The sequence below is a fragment of the Kibdelosporangium phytohabitans genome, assembly GCF_001302585.1.
Taxonomy (GTDB): Bacteria; Actinomycetota; Actinomycetes; order Mycobacteriales; family Pseudonocardiaceae; genus Kibdelosporangium; species Kibdelosporangium phytohabitans.
Map to the genome: position 1 here is coordinate 10,394,044 of NZ_CP012752.1, position 19,806 is coordinate 10,413,849.

Annotated in this window: 18 protein-coding genes; 8 read left to right on the forward strand and 10 right to left on the reverse strand. The window is 70.0% G+C overall.

Features of this window, described 5'->3' with window-relative positions; genetic code table 11:
• The first annotated feature begins 17 nt into the window (after positions 1–17).
• From AOZ06_RS46450 to AOZ06_RS46465, 4 genes are all read left to right on the forward strand, one after another.
• On the forward strand, positions 18–1,442 hold the full coding sequence (locus AOZ06_RS46450) for an ABC transporter ATP-binding protein (protein ID WP_169799078.1): 1,425 nt from the start codon (positions 18–20) through the stop codon (positions 1,440–1,442).
• A gap of 14 nt (positions 1,443–1,456) precedes the next feature.
• Positions 1,457–2,503 carry an ABC transporter permease gene (locus AOZ06_RS46455; protein WP_169799079.1) on the forward strand — a complete coding sequence of 349 codons (1,047 nt, stop codon included), beginning with the start codon at positions 1,457–1,459 and terminating at the stop codon, positions 2,501–2,503.
• Entirely contained in the window at positions 2,490–3,398 is a 909-nt protein-coding gene (locus tag AOZ06_RS46460; RefSeq protein ID WP_169799080.1) for an ABC transporter permease, read from the forward strand. Before AOZ06_RS46455 ends, AOZ06_RS46460 begins: the two co-directional genes overlap by 14 nt.
• A 134-nt stretch (positions 3,399–3,532) precedes the next feature.
• Positions 3,533–5,335 carry an AfsR/SARP family transcriptional regulator gene (locus AOZ06_RS46465; RefSeq protein WP_054295212.1) on the forward strand — a complete coding sequence of 601 codons (1,803 nt, stop codon included), beginning with the start codon at positions 3,533–3,535 and terminating at the stop codon, positions 5,333–5,335.
• A 3-nt stretch (positions 5,336–5,338) separates the two neighbouring features.
• Here AOZ06_RS46465 and prmC read toward each other — a convergent pair whose 3' ends face one another.
• From prmC to rpmE, 3 genes are all read right to left on the reverse strand, one after another.
• Positions 5,339–6,199, reverse strand: coding sequence for a peptide chain release factor N(5)-glutamine methyltransferase (prmC, locus tag AOZ06_RS46470; protein ID WP_054295213.1), 861 nt, complete (start codon positions 6,197–6,199; stop codon positions 5,339–5,341).
• A 13-nt stretch (positions 6,200–6,212) separates the two neighbouring features.
• A complete protein-coding gene (gene prfA / locus AOZ06_RS46475) occupies positions 6,213–7,268 on the reverse strand; it encodes a peptide chain release factor 1 (RefSeq protein ID WP_054295214.1) in 1,056 nt (351 codons plus the stop codon).
• Between the two features lie 83 nt (positions 7,269–7,351).
• Positions 7,352–7,564, reverse strand: a complete 213-nt coding sequence (gene rpmE / locus AOZ06_RS46480) for a 50S ribosomal protein L31 (protein WP_054295215.1) — start codon at positions 7,562–7,564, stop codon at positions 7,352–7,354.
• A gap of 236 nt (positions 7,565–7,800) precedes the next feature.
• Here rpmE and AOZ06_RS46485 point away from each other — a divergent pair, with 236 nt between their 5' ends.
• Positions 7,801–8,250, forward strand: coding sequence for a hypothetical protein (locus tag AOZ06_RS46485; RefSeq protein WP_157233617.1), 450 nt, complete (start codon positions 7,801–7,803; stop codon positions 8,248–8,250).
• Between the two features lie 71 nt (positions 8,251–8,321).
• Here AOZ06_RS46485 and rho read toward each other — a convergent pair whose 3' ends face one another.
• The 6 genes from rho to AOZ06_RS46515 form a co-directional block, all read right to left on the reverse strand.
• Positions 8,322–10,334 (reverse strand): transcription termination factor Rho, encoded by a 2,013-nt coding sequence (rho, locus tag AOZ06_RS46490; protein ID WP_054295217.1) that lies wholly within the window; start codon positions 10,332–10,334, stop codon positions 8,322–8,324.
• A 357-nt stretch (positions 10,335–10,691) separates the two neighbouring features.
• Positions 10,692–11,573: a homoserine kinase gene (gene thrB / locus AOZ06_RS46495; RefSeq protein WP_054295218.1), complete on the reverse strand. Its 882-nt coding sequence runs from the start codon at positions 11,571–11,573 to the stop codon at positions 10,692–10,694.
• Positions 11,570–12,643, reverse strand: a complete 1,074-nt coding sequence (gene thrC / locus AOZ06_RS46500) for a threonine synthase (RefSeq protein ID WP_054295219.1) — start codon at positions 12,641–12,643, stop codon at positions 11,570–11,572. The genes thrB and thrC overlap by 4 nt, the downstream gene beginning before the upstream one ends.
• Complete coding sequence (locus tag AOZ06_RS46505; RefSeq protein WP_054295220.1) at positions 12,640–13,917, reverse strand: homoserine dehydrogenase; 1,278 nt, start codon at positions 13,915–13,917, stop codon at positions 12,640–12,642. The genes thrC and AOZ06_RS46505 overlap by 4 nt, the downstream gene beginning before the upstream one ends.
• A complete protein-coding gene (gene lysA / locus AOZ06_RS46510; RefSeq protein ID WP_054295221.1) occupies positions 13,914–15,353 on the reverse strand; it encodes a diaminopimelate decarboxylase in 1,440 nt (479 codons plus the stop codon). The genes AOZ06_RS46505 and lysA overlap by 4 nt, the downstream gene beginning before the upstream one ends.
• A gap of 3 nt (positions 15,354–15,356) precedes the next feature.
• The gene (locus tag AOZ06_RS46515) at positions 15,357–16,130 is read right to left on the reverse strand and encodes a DALR anticodon-binding domain-containing protein (RefSeq protein ID WP_054295222.1); all 774 of its coding nucleotides are present in this window, start codon (positions 16,128–16,130) and stop codon (positions 15,357–15,359) included.
• A gap of 79 nt (positions 16,131–16,209) precedes the next feature.
• Between AOZ06_RS46515 and AOZ06_RS46520 the strand changes: the two genes are divergently transcribed.
• From AOZ06_RS46520 to AOZ06_RS46530, 3 genes are all read left to right on the forward strand, one after another.
• The gene (locus tag AOZ06_RS46520) at positions 16,210–16,917 is read left to right on the forward strand and encodes a DUF3105 domain-containing protein (RefSeq protein WP_157233618.1); all 708 of its coding nucleotides are present in this window, start codon (positions 16,210–16,212) and stop codon (positions 16,915–16,917) included.
• A gap of 73 nt (positions 16,918–16,990) precedes the next feature.
• Positions 16,991–17,887 carry a DUF3105 domain-containing protein gene (locus AOZ06_RS46525; RefSeq protein WP_054295224.1) on the forward strand — a complete coding sequence of 299 codons (897 nt, stop codon included), beginning with the start codon at positions 16,991–16,993 and terminating at the stop codon, positions 17,885–17,887.
• On the forward strand, positions 17,884–18,621 hold the full coding sequence (locus tag AOZ06_RS46530) for a DUF305 domain-containing protein (RefSeq protein WP_054295225.1): 738 nt from the start codon (positions 17,884–17,886) through the stop codon (positions 18,619–18,621). The genes AOZ06_RS46525 and AOZ06_RS46530 overlap by 4 nt, the downstream gene beginning before the upstream one ends.
• Here AOZ06_RS46530 and AOZ06_RS46535 read toward each other — a convergent pair.
• Positions 18,618–19,763: an ROK family transcriptional regulator gene (locus AOZ06_RS46535; protein WP_054295226.1), complete on the reverse strand. Its 1,146-nt coding sequence runs from the start codon at positions 19,761–19,763 to the stop codon at positions 18,618–18,620. The genes AOZ06_RS46530 and AOZ06_RS46535 overlap by 4 nt on opposite strands.
• Positions 19,764–19,806: the final 43 nt, after the last annotated feature.

Sequence of the window (19,806 nt, forward strand, 5' to 3'; positions counted from 1 at the left end):
TCGTGGCTTTGCGTGCTGTGTCAAAGCGTTTCGCGACCGTGCAGGCGCTCGGGAACGTCGATCTCGTGCTGCGTCCCGGCGAGGTCCACGTGCTGCTGGGCGAGAACGGGGCGGGCAAGTCGACCGCGACCAAGATCCTGGCGGGGCTCGAAACACCCGACGAGGGCGAAGTGGTGGTGGACGGCGAGCCGGTGGCGCTGCGCGCCCGCGCCGACTCGATCCGCCGGGGCGTCGGCCTGGTCGCCCAAGCGGGAAGCCTGGCCGGCGAGCTCACCCTGGTCGAGAACCTGCTGCTCTCGCACAGTTCGTGGCTGGCGCGGCGGCGTGCCGCGGCCGACAGCCTCCGCCGTGCGGCCGACGCGGCCGGAATCACCCTCGAACTGGACGTACCGGCTCACGCTCTGGGTGTCGCACAACGCCAACTCGGTGAACTGGCGATCGCTTTGGCGCAGGGAGCGCGTGTCCTGCTGTTGGACGAGCCGACGTCGTCACTCGGGCCGCACGAGGTCGGCGGCCTGTTCGCCCGGCTGCGCCGGCTTGCCGAATCGGGTGTCGCGATCCTGTTCATCACGCACCGCTTGGCCGAGATCAGACAGGTCGCCGATGTCGCGACAGTACTCTCACACGGCACGGTATCGCTGCACGGCAACGTTTCCGAGACGGACGACGCCGCGCTGCTGCGTGCCATGACCGGCGAACTCCCGTCCCGCACTCCCGACCGGCCAAAACGGACAGTCGGTCCGGTCTTGTTGCGGTTGGACGAAGTCACGGCTTCCGGCCGTGAGCACGTGCCGTTGCGTGAGGTCAGCATCGAGGTGCGCAGCGGTGAGATCCTCGGCGTGCTCGGGGTCGCGGGCAACGGTCAGCGCACCCTCGCCGATGTCGCGGCGGGCGTGCTCCGGCCGTCGCGTGGATCGGTCCGAACCACCGGCGATGTGGCGTACGTACCGGAAGCGCGGTCGGAAGGGCTGTTGCCGCACATGCCCGCGAAGCGTTCGGCTGTGCTGCGCAGGTTGACCGAACCGAGGTTCGCCCGGTTCGGGGTACTGGACGACCGCGCCACAGGCCGGTTCGCCAAGGAGTTGTTCGATCGGCACGACGTGCGCCCCCGTGATCCGGAAGTGCCGACCGGGCTGCTGTCCGGGGGCAACCAGCAGAAACTCCTTGTGGGACGCGAACTGGACGGCGCACCGCAGGTCGCTGTGCTGCACGGACCGACACAGGGGCTGGATGTGCGCGCCACTGACGCGGTCAGAGCGGAGATCCAGCGCGCGGCCGGGGAAGGCGCGGCTGTGTTGCTGGTGTCGTCGGACGTGGACGAGGTCCGTGGATTGGCCGATCGGTTGATCGTCCTGTTCGACGGACGCGTGGCCGACCAGTTCGACGCCGCGGACTTCGACGCGACCAGGGTCGGCCGGGCGATGGCCGGACTGTCCACATGAGAGCATCGGCGCTCTTGCGACGCCGAACCCTGACAGTGGTCACGGCCTGCGTGGTGCTCGGCATGGCGCTGCTCGTCGCGTTCGCCGGAAGTGACGTGCCGGTGGTGCTGGCGGGTTGGTGGCGTGGCGCCTTCGGTACGCCGTACAACGCGGTACAGACCTTGTCGTACGCCACACCATTGGTGCTTGTCGCGCTAGGCGTGTCGGTCGCGCTGCGCGCGGGCATGGTGATGGTCGGCGCAGAAGGCCAAATGATCGTCGGCGCGGTCTTCGCCACGGTTGTGCTGCACGGCGTGGGCCCGGTCCACAGCCTGCTGGCGTTGCCGTTGGGTGCCCTCGCGGGAATGGCCGGCGGCGGATTGTGGTCGTTGCTGTCGGGCGTGTTGCTGTTGCGTTGGCGTGTCAACGAAATCCTCAGCGCACTGCTGGCCGACTACCTGGCCATCGAACTGCTCGCCTACCTGTTGCGCACTGCTCTGCGTGACCCGGGAGGCGCCGCGACGCCCCAGAGCGCACCGCTGTTCGAGGAAGCGCTCATCCCGCGCCTGCCCGTCCCCGGGCGCCTGCACGTGGCCGCGCTGGTGGTGCTCGGGATCGTCCTGGTCGCGCTGTGGTGGCACCACAGCCGGATCGCTTTCATCGTCGACGTCCACGGGCAACGACCGTGGCTCGCTGCCCGGCTCGGCGTGAGCCCGGCGAGCATCGTGCTGTCCACCACAGCCGTCTCCGGTGCCGCGGCGGGCCTTGCCGGGTGGATGCAACTCGCCGGCGTCGACGGACGGCTGCACCCCGGGATCAGTGCGGGGATCGGCTTCTCCGGCCTGGTCGTCGCCGTGCTGGGCCGCAACCACCCGGTGGGCATCGTGGTGGCGGCGATCGCGTTCGCCTCGCTGACCACCGGCGCCAGCGGCGTGCAGATCGCCACCGGGACCATCCCCGCGTCGATCGGCACGGTGGCGCAGGCCGTGCTGTTGCTGGCCGTGTCGGTGGCGGTCGTGCTCACTCGCCGCAACGTCGCCGTGCGCCGGGCCCAGCGGAAGGATGACCGTGCTGTCGCTTGACTTCTGGGTGCTCGTGCTCGCCGGTGCGCTCGCCTCGGCCACCCCCATCGTGCTCGCCGGGCTGGGCGAGACCGTCCTGCAACGCGCCGGGCAGTTCAACCTCGGCATCGAGGGGATCATGATCTGCGGTGCCCTCGCCGGCGTACTGGGATCCGCCGCCGCCGGACCGTTCGCGGGAGCCGGGTTCGGCGTGCTCGCCGGTGTCCTGCTGGGGTTCGTCTTCGCGCTGGGGTGCCTCGCCGGAATCGACGTGGTGCTGGTCGGAGTCGCGCTCACCATGCTCGGCGTCGGCGTGAGCACGTTCGTGTTCCAGTCATGGGTGCCATCAGGGCGCACCAACCTGTCAGTGCCGACGCTGCCGGCCATGAGCGTGCCCGGCCTGAGCCAGCTACCCGGAATCGGACCGCTGTTCTCCAGCATCGGTGTGCTGACGTACGCGGCCGGCGCCCTGGCGGTCCTGACCTGGTGGGTCCTGCGGTGGACCAGGTTCGGGCTGCGGATACGGGCGGTCGGCGACTCCCCCGACGTCGCCGCGGTCCGAGGTGTCCCGGTCAGCCGCTACCGGGCTGTGGCCGCGCTCATCGCGGGTGGTTTCGCCGGTCTGGCCGGAGCCGCGCTGTCCCTGTCGGCCATCGGCAGCTTCAGCCCGGGCATGAGCGGCGGCCGTGGCTTCATCGCCCTCGCGGTGGTCGTCGTGGCGCGGCGGGCACCGCTCGGCGTCCTCGCCGGAGCGCTGCTGTTCGCGGTGCCCGACAGCCTCGGGTTGCTCGGCCAGACCCGGGACACGGGTCTGCCGGTCGAGGCGCTGCACGCCCTGCCGTACCTCGTCACGTTCGTCGTCGTCTGCTTCGAGTCGCGGCACCGCATGCGGCTGCGTCAGGACACAGCCATCTGAAACCGGGTGGTTCCTTCAACTGGCACCACGGCACCACTCGCCAACACCGCTCGCACCGGCAACACTCGACTACGTGGCCTTCCTGGGGGGAAAGGACGCGGAAGTGTTGCACAACCGCATGGAAGACAGCGGCGATGCCGACCAGTGGTGACGCGCTCTCGTTCAACGTGCTGGGTCCACTGGAGGCACTGCGCGCGGGCCGGTTCGTCACGCCGTCGGCCGCCAAACAGCGCAACGCGCTGGCTGCTCTCCTGCTGTCCGCGAACAGCTACGTGTCGCAGGACTACCTGATCGAACGGATCTGGGACGCCAACGTGCCCAAGAACGCCCGTGACGCGCTGTTCACGATCGTCACCCGGCTGCGGCACACACTGGGCGGCCAGGAGGAGCTCATCCGTACCCGCAGCGGTGGCTACATCATGTGCCTCGAACCGGACCAGCTCGACCTGCTGCGGTTCAGGCACCTGGCCGAACAGACCGAACAGCTCAGGGGCGCGCTGGCGCTGTGGCGGCGACCGCTGCTGGCGAACGTGCCGTCGGAGTCGCTGCACCGCGACGACGTGCCGCAGCTCGTGGAGGAACGGCTCACGGCGACCGAACGGCTCGTCGAGATCTGCCTCCGGCGCGGTCACCACGACGAGACGATCAGGATCCTCCGCGAGGCCACAGCTGACCACCCGTACCGGGAACACCTGTGGGCGCAGCTGATGACAGCGCTGACCAGATCCGGCCGCCGGGCCGAAGCCCTGCAGACCTACCACGGCGTCATCGCGAACCTGCGGGACGAACTGGGCATCGACCCCGGTCGGCACCTCGTCCGCGTACACGCCGACATCCTGGCCGACGCTCGGCGCCCCGCCGGCACGCCGCTGGTCCGGCCACGGCAGCTCCCGCCCGACCTCGCCCGCTTCACCGGCCGGACCGCGGCGCTGGAGCGGCTGGACGAGATGCTGTGGCCGAACGAGCAGCGACCCGCGATCGCGGTGATCGGCGGCGCGGCAGGCGTCGGCAAGACGGCGTTGGCCGTGCACTGGGCACACCGCGTCCGCGACCAGTTCCCGGACGGTCAGATCTACCTGGACATGCGGGCATCCGGTGCGGAGCCGCGAGTCGAACCCTTCGCCGCACTGGGCACGATGCTGCGTTCGTTCGACGTCCCGGCCGAGCGCGTCCCCGGCGAACTCGACGCCCGGTCAGCCCTGCTGCGCAGCACACTGGCGGGCAAGAAGGTCCTGATCCTGCTGGACGACGCGGGCGACGCGGCGCAGGTACGGCCCCTGCTGCCGAACTCGGAATCCCTCGTGCTGGTGGTGAGCCGCAGCAGGCTGAGCGGGCTGGCCGCACTCGACGGCGCCCAGCACCTCATCCTCGGTCAGCTCGACACCGGCGAGTCACTCGCGCTCCTGGCCACCTTGCTCGGCGCCCGGCGAGTCGACGCCGAACCCGGCGCGGCGGCCGAGCTGGCGCACCTGTGCGGCCACCTGCCGCTGGCACTGGCGATCGGCGCCGAACGCGCCGGCCGTCGACCGGACGCGGACCTGGCCGACGTGGTCGACCAGTTGCGTGACGAACGCGCCCGGCTCGACCTGCTGAGCGTCGACGACGACCCGAAAGCGAGCCTGCGCGCGGTGCTCGCCCGCTCGTACGACACCCTCGATTCCCGGTCCGCACGGGCGTTCCGCCTGCTCGGCCTGCACGACGGCCCCGACATCGGGCTGGGCGCCGCCGCGGTGTTCCTCGGCACGAGCCAGACCGAGGCACGGCAGCTGGCCGACTCGCTGACCCACCGGTGCCTGCTGGAACTGGTCGGCCGGGACCGGTACAGGTTCCACGACCTGGTGCGCATCTACGCGGCTGAACGCGCAACGGAGCACGAGCGCGAAACCGTCAGGAAGACCCTGTTACGCCAGGGTTTCTCGTGCCACTCGGCGGCGTGAGGCTCATGGACGGCGCTGCGCGGTGGTGAACCGCGGCCGGCCCGCGAGGTCGACGTGATCCTCCACTTCGGACATGACACGCCGGGCCGACAGCAGCTGGGGCACGGAATCACCTTGGCTGTCATCGTGTTCGACACCGACCCAGCCGCCTGGCTTCAACAACCGCGCGGCGCAGGAGATGACGGACTTGATGACGTCGAGGCCGTCGGCGCCGCCGAACACGGCGATGTCCGGGTCGTGGTCGGCGACCTCCGGCGGGACGGGCGTGCCGTCCGGGACGTAAGGCGGGTTGCACAGCACCAGATCGACCGTGCCGTCCATGGAGGCCAACAGCTTCGGGTCGGTGACGTCACCGGAGTGCAGGCGGATCGGGGTGTCGCCGGCCTCACCCCGGATGTCGGCGTTGCGACGCGCCCACGACAGCGCCACACGATCGAGCTCGACGGCGTGCACGACCGCGTCCGGCCTGGCGTTCGCGAAGGCCAGCGCGAGCGCGCCGGACCCTGAGCACAAGTCGACCACCACCGGCGCCTGCGGCGACACCGACAAACCCCACTCCAGCAACAGATCCGTCTCCGGGCGGGGAACGAACACCCCGGGGCCCACCACGAGCGGGATCGAACCGAGCCAGCCGGAGCCGGTGATGTGCTGCAACGGCTCACGCGCCGCCCGCCGGGCGACCAGCTTGCCGATGGCGTCCACAACGGACGGATCAACGAGCGGGACGAGCGGCAGACGCCCCCGCTCCACCCCCAGCACGTGGGCCGCCAACAGTTCCGCGTCCACCCTCGGACTGTCCACACCGGCCGCGGCCAGGATCTTCTCGGCTTCGATGACGGCCAGCCGCAGCGGGGTTCGGGTCATGGCCTGAGCTTAATCAGCCCTTGGCCGCGGCCAGCCGCTCGGCCCGGTCGGCCTCGGCCAGCGCGTCGAGCACGCCGTCCAGCTCGCCTTCCAGCACCTGGTCGAGGTTGTAGGCCTTGTAGTTGACCCGGTGGTCGGAGATCCGGTTCTCCGGGAAGTTGTACGTGCGCACCCGCTCGGAACGGTCTACGGTCCGCACCTGGCTGCGCCTGGAGTCGGAGGCCTTCTTGGCCGCTTCCTCGTCGGCGAGCGCCTGCAGCCGCACCTTGAGCACGTGCATCGCCTGCGCGCGGTTCTGCAGCTGGGACCGCTCGTTCTGGCAGGAGACGACGATCCCGGTCGGCAGGTGGGTGATCCGGACGGCCGAGTCGGTGGTGTTCACGCTCTGCCCGCCGTGGCCGGACGAGCGGAAGACGTCGACCCGCAGGTCCTTCTCGTCGATCTCCACCTCGACGTCCTCGACCTCGGGGTAGACGAGGACACCGGCGGCGGACGTGTGGATCCGCCCCTGCGACTCGGTCACCGGGACGCGCTGCACCCGGTGCACACCGCCTTCGAACTTCATCCGCGCCCAGACACCGTCGGGGTCCGAGGCCTTCGACTTCACCGAAAGGGTGACGTCCTTGTAGCCGCCGAGATCCGACTCGTTGACGTCGAGCACGTCGATCTTCCAGCCCCGGCGCTCGGCGTACCGGGTGTACATCCGGAACAGGTCGCCCGCGAACAACGCGGACTCCTCCCCGCCTTCCCCGGACTTGATCTCGAACAGGACGTCGGAGCCGTCGTGCGGGTCACGCGGCAGCAGCTGCTCGGACAACCGCTCCTCCAGCTCGGGGATCCGCTTGGTCAGCGCATCGGCCTCGGCCGCGAACGCGTCGTCCTCGGCCGCGAGCTCCCGCGCGGCGGCGACGTCCGCACGCACACCGTCCAGCTCGCGGATGGTCTTCACGACCGGCGTCAGCTCGGAGTACCGGCGGCCGAGCTTGCGGGCACGCGCCTGGTCGGCGTGCACGGCCGGATCGGCCAGCTCACGCTCCAGCTCGGCGTATTCCTTGAGCAGCTCATCCATAGCCGCACCCCTTCACTGGCGGAAAATGTTCCGGACACGGCAACGGCGCCCAGCCCTGGCGGGCATGGGCGCCGTCGGTACAGCTACTTCTTGCGCTTGCCGTAGCGCGCCTCGAAGCGCGCCACCCGGCCACCGGTGTCCAGGATCTTCTGCTTGCCCGTGTAGAACGGGTGGCAGTTCGAGCAGACCTCGACGTGGATGGAACCGGAAGTCTTGGTGCTGTGGGTGGTGAAAGTGTTCCCGCAGCCGCAGGTCACCTCGGTGGTGACGTACTCGGGGTGGATACCGCTCTTCACTGATCTCGCCTCTCGTTGTGGCCGCCGGGTCCCCTGGTGGATCCGCGGGGTGAACCGGAGCCGGACTCGACCTACTAGTTTGCCAGACGCGCTGACCAGCCAGTACAACAGCACCCCCGAGCAGTTTGTTCCCCGCTCGCCCGCTCGTCGCGAACGGGGAACCACCGAGCGCAGATGAGCGGGTATTGACCGAAGACAGGGTTATGACCAGCCAGAACTCTCGCCACACTGGCGGCGTGCAATGCACCGTGCGCCGTCCGCTCCCGCTGCTCGCCTGGGCAGCGCTGCCGCTGCTGGTCACAGCAGTTGTGCTCGGTTTCACATCCCTGGGCGAACTGCTGCTCGGCGCGTCCGGCGAAACAGTCCTGACCAGCGCGCACGCCGGCGCAGCCGCCGGACTGACAGCGATGGTCGGCTACTCGATCGAGTGGCCGGCGGGCTGGCGGAAAGCACACTGGACGTACGCGGCGGTGATCCTGATCGCGGGTTTCTTCGTGCACGGAACGAACGTGCCCCCGATCGTGGCGATAACCCTCGGCGTGCCCGGCGCGGCCCTGTTGCTGCGAATGACGTGGCTGCACCGGGCTGCCGGAAAACGCGGCACCGTCGTGCGGGAAACCGAACCGAAGCGCCGCGTGGTGCAGGCACCCTCGATGCCGCGGCCGGCGATCACCAACAAGGCCTGAAAATCCCCTGACGAGTGAAAAGGGCCTGTGGATGAATCATCCACAGGCCCTTTTCACCGTTTCGACTGGCGTCAGTCGTTGTCCATTCCCGGGGTGGTCTTGGCGACACCCATCAGGAACTCGATGTTGGTGCGGGTCTTGCGCAACCGGTCGAGCAGCAGGTCGATCGCCGCCTGTGCCTCCAGGGCGTGCAGCACGCGACGCAGCTTGTGCGTCACCGCCAGCTCGTCCGGCGACAGCAGCAGGTCCTCCTTGCGCGTGGACGACTGGTCGACGTCCACCGCCGGGAAGGTCCGCTTGTCGGCGATCTTGCGGTCCAGCTTGAGCTCGGCGTTGCCGGTGCCCTTGAACTCCTCGAAGATCACGCTGTCACCGGCGGAGCCGGTCTCGACCAGCGCGGTCGCGAAGATGGTCAGCGAGCCACCGTTCTCGATGTTGCGCGCGGCACCCAGGAAGCGCTTCGGCGGGTACAGCGCGGTCGAGTCGACACCACCCGACAGGATCCGGCCGGATGCCGGGGCTGCCAGGTTGTACGCGCGGCCGAGACGCGTCACGGAGTCGAGCAGCACGACGACGTCGGTGCCCATCTCCACGAGGCGCTTGGCCCGCTCGATCGCCAGCTCGGCCAGCATGGTGTGGTCCGACGGCGGCCGGTCGAACGTCGCCGCGATGACCTCGCCGTCGACGTTGCGCTGCATGTCGGTGACTTCCTCCGGGCGCTCGTCCACCAGGACGACCATGAGGTAGCACTCGGGGTTGTTCTTGGCGATCGCGTTCGCGATCTGCTGCAGAACCGTCGTCTTACCCGCCTTGGGCGGGGAGACGATCAGCGCGCGCTGGCCCTTGCCGACGGGCATCACCAGGTCGATGACACGGGTCGAGAGGATGTGCGGCTCGGTCTCGAGGCGCAGTCGCTCGTTCGGGTACAGCGGCGTCAGCTTGGTGAACTCCGGCCGGGTCTTGGCCTGCTCCGGGTCCATGCCGTTGACGGTCTCGACACGCACCAGCGGGTTGAACTTCTGCCGCTGCTGCTCGCCCTCACGCGGCTGGCGGACCAGACCGGTGATCGCGTCACCACGGCGCAGGCCGTAGCGGCGCACGAGCGACAGCGAGACGTACACGTCGTTCGGCCCGGCGAGGTAACCGGAGGTACGCACGAACGCGTAGTTCTCCAGCACGTCCAGCACACCCGCGACGGGGAGCAGGACGTCGTCCTCGCGCACCTCGGTGTCGTTGCCGCCACCGCCGGTGCCGCCCTCGGCACGACCACCACGGCGGCGACGGTCGCGGAAGCGACGGCCGCGACGACCGCCCCTCTCGTCGTCGTCATCGTCGTCCTGGGCGTTGCTCTGGTCCTGGTTCTGCCTGCCCTGTCCACCGCGGTCATTGCGGTCGTTGCGGTCACGGTCGCCGCGGTCATTGCGGTCGTTGCGGTCACCACGGTCGTTGCGGTTGCCACGCTCACCACGTTCGCCGCGCTCACCGCGGTCGTTGTTGCGCTCGCGCCTGTCCCGGCCCTGCTGCCGGTCCCCCTGCTGGCGCTCCTGACGCTCTTCGCGGCCCGCCTGCGGCTCGGGCTTCGACTCGACGGCCGGCTCGGCCTTCGGCTCCGCCTTGACCTCGGCGACCTTGGCCTCTTCGACCTTCTCCGGGCTGCCGGCCGGACGGCCCGCGCGACGGCGACGGGTCCGGGTCGGTGCCTGCTCCTCGTCCGAGGACGACGCAGCGGGCTTCTCGGCCTTCTCGGCCTTGTCGGCCGCGGGAGCGGACTTCTCGATGGCCCGCTTCGGCTCCTTGGCCGACCTGGGCGGCTTGACCGCCGGCAGGTTGTCGAGCGGCAGTGTGTCCGCGGTGCCCCCACCGGACCCGCCCTGGCGCTCCTTGATCGCAGCGATCAGGTCACCCTTGCGCATCCCGGTGGTCCCGGTGATGCCAAGCGTTCCGGCCAACTCGCGCAGCTCCGCCAGCACCATGCCGGAAAGCCCGGCACGGCGGCGCGGGGCACCGCCGTTGGAGCCGGCGACCTGGGACTTGTCGGGAGTGCCCGCAGCCGTGTCGCTGCTCAACAGATCGGTGTTGCTCACTAATGTCCTTCCTGACCGGTCCCCGCCTCCTACGTGGACCAGCGGACCGCCGCCCGACGGAACGCGGAACGGCTTGTCTGTCCGTCCTTGCCGGATCCTGATCACCGCACCGGCCACGAATTTGGCCAGGCGCGAGACGGATTCGCCAATACGGAGCATCGGTCACCACGGCTGTCGGGAAACCCTTTGAACGTCGACTCCAGTTGGATGGGGCCGACATCCTTTACGGCAGATGCGACCCAGGAAGATTTCCCTGGGAACGACACCGGGCGCCGTGCGCGCGGTGACTGAACGCCCCCGAGGGTAGACGGCGCCGCCGCGACGTGCAACAACCACCCCCTGGCGCGTCGAGGCCGGCTAGATGGCCCTGACCTGCACACCAACCCGGTCGACAGCCAATTCCCGCGTGTCGAAGCCGCTTAGATCCACTCCATCGGGCAATTTGCCGTCCGCAGTGAGCACCATCACGGTCGGTCCGGCACCGGAGACCGCCGCGGCGAGACCGTGCTCGCGCAGGATCTTGACCAGCCGCAAACTCGCAGGCCAGGCGGCTTCCCGGTAGTCCTGGTGCAGCCGGTCGGCGGTCGCGGGCAGTAACAGGTCCGGCCTCGCCGTGATCGCCTGGACGGCCAGCGCGGCGCGGCCCGCGGCGAACGCCGCGTCCGCGTGCGGGACACGATCCGGCAACAGTCGCCTGGTCACCGAGGTCTTCGACGATTCACCCGGAATGAGCAACACCGGCCGGATCGCGGGGTGGGGGTCGAGACCGGCCGCGCGATACCGGTCACCCTCGGTCCACGCCACCACGAGCCCGCCGAGGAGGCTGGCGGCCGCGTTGTCGGCGTGCCCTTCGAACTCCGCAGCAACCTGCAACGCGTGCTCGTCGATCTCCGTTCCCGCGAGGCCGTACGCCGCCGCGACGCCCGCGACGGCGGCCGCCGCGGACGAGCCGAGGCCGCGGGAGTGCGGAATGGCGTTGCGGCACCGCAACTCCAGACCAGGTGGCTGGAAGCCGATCACCTTGCCCGCCGCCCGCAGCGCGCGGGCGACGAGGTGCGACTCGTCGAGGGCGACTTCGTCCGCGCCTTCACCGTCGACGGTGATTTCCAAACCCCGTGGGATGATCCGCACTTCGATCACGTCGTACAGGCCGAGTGCCAAGCCGAGCGAGTCGAAGCCCGATCCCAGGTTGGCACTGGACGCCGGAACCCGCACTTCGACCGCTTCGACGGGGGTCATGCCAGTTCCAGCGCGGCGGCGACCGCACCGGCGTCCACCGGGACCGGCTCGACCTCGTGCATGGTCAGCAACGCGGTGTCCGGGTCCTTCAACCCGTGGCCGGTGACCGTGCAGACGACCACGGACCCGGCGGGCAGCCGCCCGTCCGCGGCCACCGCCAGCAGCCCGGCGACGCTCGCGGCCGACGCGGGCTCGACGAAAACGCCCTCACGGCTGGCCAGCAGCCGGTACGCGGTCAGGATCTGCTCGTCGGTGACGGCGTCGATCAGGCCGCCCGACTCGTCGCGCGCGCCGATCGCGCCGGCCCACGAGGCGGGGCTGCCGATCCGGATCGCGGTCGCGATGGTCTCCGGGTCCCTGACCGGCTCGCCGTGCACCAGCGGCGCGGCACCGGCCGCCTGGAAACCGAACATCCTCGGCGCGGCGGGGACAACCGCGTCGTCGGCGTACTGGCGGTAGCCGCGCCAGTAGGCGGTGATGTTGCCCGCGTTGCCAACCGGCAGGCAATGCACGTCCGGCGCCCGGCCGAGCACGTCGCAGATCTCGAACGCGGCGGACTTCTGCCCTTCCAGCCGCACCGGGTTGACGGAGTTGACGAGCGCGACCGGGTGGTCGGCGGCGGTCTTGCGGGCCAGTTCGAGGCAGTCGTCGAAGTTGCCGTCGACTTGCAGGATCCGCGCGCCGTGCACGACCGCCTGCGCCAGCTTGCCGAGCGCGATCTTGCCGCGCGGCACCAGGACGGCACAGGTCAGCCCGGCACGGGCGGCGTACGCGGCGGCGGACGCGGACGTGTTGCCGGTCGACGCGCAGATGACCGCCTTGTTGCCCTCGGCGAGGGCGTACGTCATCGCCACGGTCATCCCGCGGTCCTTGAACGAGCCGGTCGGGTTGGCGCCCTCGACCTTCAGCAACACCCGGCTGCCGGTCAGTTCGGACAGGTGCGGCGCGTCGACCAGCGGCGTGCCACCCTCGCCGAGGGTGATCACCTGCGCGCCCGCCGGCACCGTGATCCGGTCCGGATAGGCGTTGACGATGCCCGGCCACGCCGGGCTGACTGCTGACGTGGTCACGACTCCTCGCCCTCGACGCGCATCACGCTGACCACCTCGCGTACCGCCGGCAGGCCGGCAACTTTGTCCACAGTGGACTTCAGCGCGGCGTCCGGCGCCGCGTGGGTGACGATCACCAGGCTGGCGTCGGCGGTCCGGCCTTCCTGTCGGACGGCCGCGATGCTCACGTCGTGCTCGGCGAACACCGCGGCGACGCTGGCGAGCACACCAGCCCGGTCGGCGACGTCCAGGCTCAGGTGGTACCGGGTCCGCACCTGCCCGATCGGCCGCACTTCCAGTGCGGCGTAAGCGGATTCACGCGGACCGCGGCCGCTGTGCACCCGGTTGCGGGCGACCGCGACGAGGTCGCCGAGCACCGCGCTCGCGGTCGGCGCGCCACCGGCGCCCTGGCCGTAGAACATCAACTGCCCGGCGGCCTCGGCTTCGACGAAGACCGCGTTGAACGCGCCGCCGACGCTCGCGAGCGGGTGGCTGCGCGGGATCATCGCCGGGTGCACGCGGACCGCCACGGAGTCGCCGACGCGCTCGCAGATGGCCAGCAGCTTGATCGTGCGGCCGAGCGTGCGGGCCGCGACGATGTCGGCCGACGTGACCGCCGAGATGCCCTCGCGGTAGACGTCGTTCGCGGTCACCCTGGTGTGGAACGCGATCGAGGCGAGGATCGCGGCCTTGGACGCGGCGTCGTAACCGTCCACGTCGGCTGTCGGGTCCGCCTCGGCGTACCCGAGCCTGCTGGCTTCCTCGAGCGTCTCGCTGTAGTTGGCGCCCGTCTCGTCCATCGCGGAGAGGATGTAGTTGGTGGTGCCGTTGACGATGCCCATCACGCGGGTGATCCGGTCACCGGCCAGCGACTCGCGCAACGGCCGCAGCAACGGGATCGCACCGGCGACGGCGGCCTCGAAGTAGAGGTCCGCGCCGGACTCGTCGGCCGCCGCGAACAGCTCGCCCGAGCTCTCCGCGAGCAGCGCCTTGTTCGCCGACACGACCGACTTGCCCGCCCGCAGCGCGTCGAGCAGCAGCGTGCGGACCGGCTCGATCCCGCCGATCACCTCGACCACGACGTCCACATCGGACGCGACGAGCCCGGCGGCGTCCGCGGTGAGCAGGTCCTTCGGCACGTCGCGGTGCCGGTCGGGCCTGCGGACCGCGATCCCGGTCAGCTCGATCGGCGCGCCCGCTCTCGCGGCGAGGTCGTCGGCCTGCTCGTCGAGCAGCCGCACGACCTGCGTGCCGACCGTGCCGCATCCCAGCAGCGCGACCTTGATCGGTTTCAAGACTGGACCTCCAGTGCGAACAGGTCGTCCTCGGTCTCCCTGCGCAGCAACAACCGCGCCTGCCCCTCCTTGACCGCGACCACCGCGGGCCGCGGCAGCCGGTTGTACCCGCTCGCCATCGCGTAGCAGTACGCGCCCGTCGCCGCCAGCGCGACCAGGTCGCCCGGCGCGACGGTGTCCGGCAGCCAGCAGTCCCGGACGATCACATCACCTGCCTCGCAGTGCTTCCCGACGACCCGGCTCAACACCGCTGTGGTGTCGCCCGCGCCTTCGTCACTGCGCCGGGACACCAGGCGCGCGTCGTACACCGCGTCGTAGAGCGCGGTCCGGATGTTGTCGCTCATGCCGCCGTCCACGCTGACGTAGCGCCGCGAGGATCCCCCGCCGAGCGTGACGTCCTTGATCGTGCCGACTTCGTAGACGGTCACGCCGCAGGGGCCGGCGATCGCCCGGCCCGGCTCGACCGCGATCCGCGGCACGTCGAGGCCCTGGTACTCGCACTCCTTGGCCACGATCGTGCGCAACTGCTCGGCCAGCCACCCGGGCGCGGGCGGGTCGTCCTGCGGCGTGTACGCGATCCCGAGCCCGCCACCGAGGTCCACAGTGGTCAGCTCGCCGACCGCATCGGCGCCGTGCTCGTCGCGCAGCTCGGCGAGCAGCTTGATCACGCGGTGCGCGGCCACCTCGAAGCCGTCCACGTCGAAGATCTGCGACCCGATGTGGCTGTGCAGGCCGATCAGCTTGACGCCGCCGGACTTCAGCACGCGCCGCACCGCCTCCTGCGCGTCACCGGACGCCAGCGAGAAGCCGAACTTCTGGTCCTCGTGCGCGGTCGCGATGAACTCGTGGGTGTGTGCCTCCACACCGACGGTCACGCGGATCAGCACCGGCTGGACGACCTCGCGCTCACGGGCGATCTGGTCGACCCTGACGATCTCGTGGAACGAGTCGAGCACGATCGCGCCGACACCGGACTCGACCGCCGCGGTCAGCTCCGCGACGGACTTGTTGTTGCCGTGCAACGTGATCCGCTCGGCGGGAAAACCCGCGCGCAACGCGATCGCCAGCTCGCCGCCGCTGCACACGTCCAGGCTCAGGCCCTCCTGGGCCACCCACTTGGCGATCTCGACCGACAGGAACGCCTTGGACGCGTAGTGCACCAGCGCCGGGTCCCCGAACGCCTGCGCGTGGTCGCGGCAGCGGGAGCGGAAGTCGTCCTCGTCCATCACGAACAACGGCGTGCCGTACTGCTCGGCCAGTTCGCGGACGTCGACACCGGCCAGGCGGACCGCGCCGTCGTCGCCCCGCGTGGTGTTGCGTGGCCACACGCTCTCGGGCAGCTCATCGATCTCGGCGACCGTCGCGGGGCGCGGGCCCGCGGTGTTCGCGGGCAGCAGGACGTCCGCGTGCCGTGGTCCAGCGGGGTGGGCTCTCACTTCTCACATCCGTTCAGGGGCCGAGACTCCGACCGTCTCAAGACCGTTCGCCAGGACTTGCCGCACCGCGCGCGACAGCCGCAGCCGCGCCAGGTGCACCGCGGCGACCTCTTCGTCGCCTTGCGGCAGGATCCTGCACTCCGGGGTGTCGTACCACCCGTGCAGCGCGTCCGCCAGCCGTTCCAGATACCGCGCGACCTGGTCGGCCGCGAGAACTTCGAACTCGCGGAGGGCCCGGATCACGGCACCCTCGCGCTCGTGCGTCACCAACCCTAGATCGGCGCGGGCCGGATCCATGCCGAATTCCACCGAGTTGTGCACCACTGCGCAGGCGCGCGCGTGCGCGTACTGCACGTTGAACACCGGATTCGCCCTGATCCGCCGTTCGCGCAGGTCAGGGTCGACCTCCTGCCACGCACCCGCGACGGCCGGCCGTGCGCCGTACCGCGCGCCGCGTGCCTCGATGTCGGCGACGACGCCCGTCATGGCCGCCGCTGTCAGCCGCAAGTTGACGAAGCCGGGCCCGGCCGCCTCGGCCGCGTCGATTCCGTCACCTCGGGCCAGTGCCGCGGCCAGCCACCGGGCAAAATCGTGCGGACGGACCCCGATCCGGCTGCCGATCCGCAGCGGGAGCGCGGTCGCGAAGTCACCGTGCGCCGGGTCGTTCGGCCGCCTCAAATCGACCGATTCGGGCAGCACGGTACTGTCGAGACCTCGGTCAGCGAGGACCTCGACGGCTGCGGCCCGGACCTTCTCGGCGAGCACGGCGGGGTTCACTCCGCGAAGTCTAGGTAGAGCGCCCCGACCTGGACGAACCGGCTCTTGAAGACCACCTGACGAAAGGGTGTCGCGTACCGTGCGTATCCGACCGATCCTCGCCGCCGGACTCGTCCTGCTGGCATCAGCCTGCAGCAGCGGTGGCGACAGCGGCAACCAGTTCTTCCCGCAGACCGACGCCAACCCCAGCGCGGAACCGGGCACACCGACCTCCAAGGGCCGCCCGACGAAGCAGAGCGACGCCCCGCCGCCCAACGACGCCGACGCGCCGAAGAAGATCAAGGGCATCGAGGTCAAGCCGTACAACGCCCGCAACCACGTCGAGGCGCCCAAGCGGGTGGCCTACGACCAGAACCCGCCGTTCGGGGGCAACCACGACGCGAACTGGGCGACGTGCAGCGGCGTGGTCTATACCAAGGCCGTCCGCAATGAGAACATGGTGCACTCGCTCGAACACGGTGCGGTCTGGATCGCCTACAACCCGGACACCCTGCCGAAGTCGGGCGTCAGCGAGCTGGCGCAGAAGGTCGAAGGTGTGCCGTACATGGTGATGTCGCCCTACCCCGGGCTGGACAAGCCCGTCTCGCTGCAGTCGTGGGGCCACCGGCTCAAGCTGGAGGACGCGGCCGACCCGCGCGTGGACGAGTTCATCTCGGCGCTCAAGCTGAACAAGGCGACTTTCCCCGAACCGGGCGCGACCTGCGACAACCCGTACTTCGACCAGGACAACCCGCCGCCGTTCGAGTCGAGCCCGGCTCCGGCGGACGCCGAACCGGTCGGCAGTTGACACCCAGCAGACACGTGGTCCTTACACTGTCCCACGGTGGTCGGTAAGTAACGAAACGAGGTCCGAGATCGGCATGGCCAGCGGCACGAAGAACAAGAGCGGCGGCTCCAAGTCGGCAAAAGGCGGCGGCAGGAACAGCGTCAAGGCCATGCGTTCGGCAGCGGCTGTCAAGAAGCCGAAGCCGTGGGGCACCTTGGCGATCATCATCGGTCTCGTCGTACTGGCCGTGGGGGTGATCGGCTACTCGGTGCTGCAGGTCAACAAGGTCACCGCGTGGGTTCCCTCGGAGAGCAACCAGGACCCGTCCGACGACATCTCCGGCGTCACGAAGGTCAAGTACGAGGCGGCCATCCACGTCAAGGGCAACCAGCGCGTCGCCTACGACCAGTCGCCGCCGTTCGGCGGGCCGCACGACGAGGTCTGGGCCGACTGCAACGGGATGGTCTACCCCAACCCCGTGCGCAGCGAGAACATGGTCCACATGATGGAGCACGGCGCCATCTGGATCGCCTACAACCCGGACAAGGTCAAGGGCGCCGACCTCGACGTGCTCAAGGGCAAGGTCACCGGCCAGGACTTCATCGCCATGTCGCCGTACCCCGGCCTGGACAAGGGGTTCGCCGTGCAGTCGTGGGGACACCAGCTCAAGCTGGACAACGTCAACGACGAGCGCGTCGACCAGTTCATCCGGTCGCTGAAGCGCAACAACTACCAGTTCCCCGAGCCGCAGGCGCGGTGTGACACCATTCCGGGCAGTTTCGACCCGACCAACCCGCCGCCGTTCGACTCGAGCCCGATGCCCGCTGACGCCGTGAAGATGGACGGCACCGGCGCGAGCAAGGGCCAGGTCAACAACGGTCAGGAAGCGCCGCCGCCCGCGCCGTCCGGCTCGCAGGCGCCGCCCGCGACCGGTGCTCCTTCCGGTGCCCAGCAGCCGCCTGCCTCCGGATCGCAGCAACCGACCCGATGACCGTCGGCGATCGCGTAGACGACGACGTCCTCGCCGACGAGGATGAGGCGCCGCGCCCCAGCGGGCAGCGGATCCTGATCTTCTCGGCGGCGGCCGTCGCCATCCTGCTCGTCGGCGCCGCGATCGGGATGCTGATCACCCTGGCCACCACCGACCAGGCGGCCCTCAACCCGGGTCCCGACTCGGTCGACGTCGGGTTCGCGCAGGACATGTCCACGCACCACCTGCAGGCCGTCAGCATGGCCAGCTGGGCCCGTGACCACACCACCGACCTGACGATCAAGACGCTGGCGTTCGACATCGAAGGCACCCAGAAGGGGCAGGTCGGCATGATGGCCGGCTACCTGGACGTCTGGGGCCAGCCGGAGTCCCGGCCGCCCAACCGGCAGGCGATGAGCTGGATGGCCACGAACTCGGCCGGAGCGCACCAGCACGGGTCCAACCCGGAGCACCCGGGAATGCAACCGGGCCAGCTGATGCCGGGCATGGCCTCGCAGGAGGAACTGGCGAAGCTGCGCAAGCTGACCGGCAAGGAGCTGGACGTCTTCTTCCTCCAGCTGATGCTGCGGCACCACGAAGGCGGCCTGTCGATGGCGCAGTACGGCCAGGACCACGTCCAGCTGGCGCCGCTGCGCAACCTGTCACGCACGATCGTGGTCTCCCAGACCGGCGAGGCCGAGTACATGAAGAGCCTGCTGGCTGAGCGCGGCGCTCAGCCATTGCCTGCCAACTAAGAGGTCTTGAGCTCCAGCGCGCGGTCGAACACCACTTCGCGCGCTGAGCCCAGGCCCATCGCGATGGCGCCGGACAGAACGGCCGTCTCCCCCAGTTCGCCGGTCACGATCTTCGGCCGCAACGGTGTCGTGCTGTGCAATGCCTCTTCCAGGGGTTCGGCGAGCAGATCCGTGTTCGAGCCGATGCCGCCGCCGAGGACGACGAGTTCCGGGTCGATCACGGCCGCGACGGCGCCGACGACGAACGCGAGCTGCTTGGCTTCTTCCGTGACCGCCCGCAACGCCGGCTTGTCGCCCTTGCGGGCCAGCTCGAACACGTCCTTCGCGCTCTTGACCTCGAGGCCGTGCTGGCGGGCCTTGCGGACGACGGAGTCGCCGGAGACCTCGGTTTCCAGCATGCCCCGGTCGGGCGGCGTGCCCTGCGTTGTGCCGTACGGCAAGTAGCCGATCTCGCCTGCCGCGCCGTGCGCACCGCGGAACAGCTGGCCGTTGACGACGATGCCCATGCCGATGCCTGTGCCGACCATGATGGACACGAACGTGTCGGCGCCGCGTGCGGCTCCCGCGGTCATCTCGCCCACCGCGGCGAGGTTCGCGTCGTTCTCGACCACCACGCCCTGGCCCAACGCGGCCGTGAGCTCCTCCAGCAGGCCGCGCCTGCCCCAGCCGGGGAGGTTCTGCGCGTGCTGCAGCGCGCCGGTCTTGGCGTCCGGGACACCAGGGCTGCCAATGACTTTGGCGACCACCTCGCCCTGCGAGATCCCGGCAGCCGAAACAGTGTGCTCGCCGAGTTCCTTGAGGAGGTTGACGAGGCTGCGCGCGCTGCGGCAGCGGTTGCGTTCGTCCACTCTGGACACAACGGCGCCGGAGAGGTCGGCGACGGCGAGGCGCAGTCGTTCCCGGCCGACGTCGACGCCGAGCACGAAACCGGCGGCGGGGTTTTCCCCGTAGACGACCGCGGAGCGGCCTGGGCCGGTGGACGTGCGGCCGATCTCGCGGACCAGCTGGCGTCGTTCGAGGTCGAGAAGGGCCTGGCCGACAGTGGGTTTGGACAAGCCGGTGTCCCTGGCGAGCAACGGGCGCGTGGCAGGGCCGGCGAAGCGCAACCGGTTCAACACAGCTCGTTGGTTCAGCTCGCGCATTCCGGCCGGCGTGCCCACCTGTGGCGTTCTGCCCACGTATCAC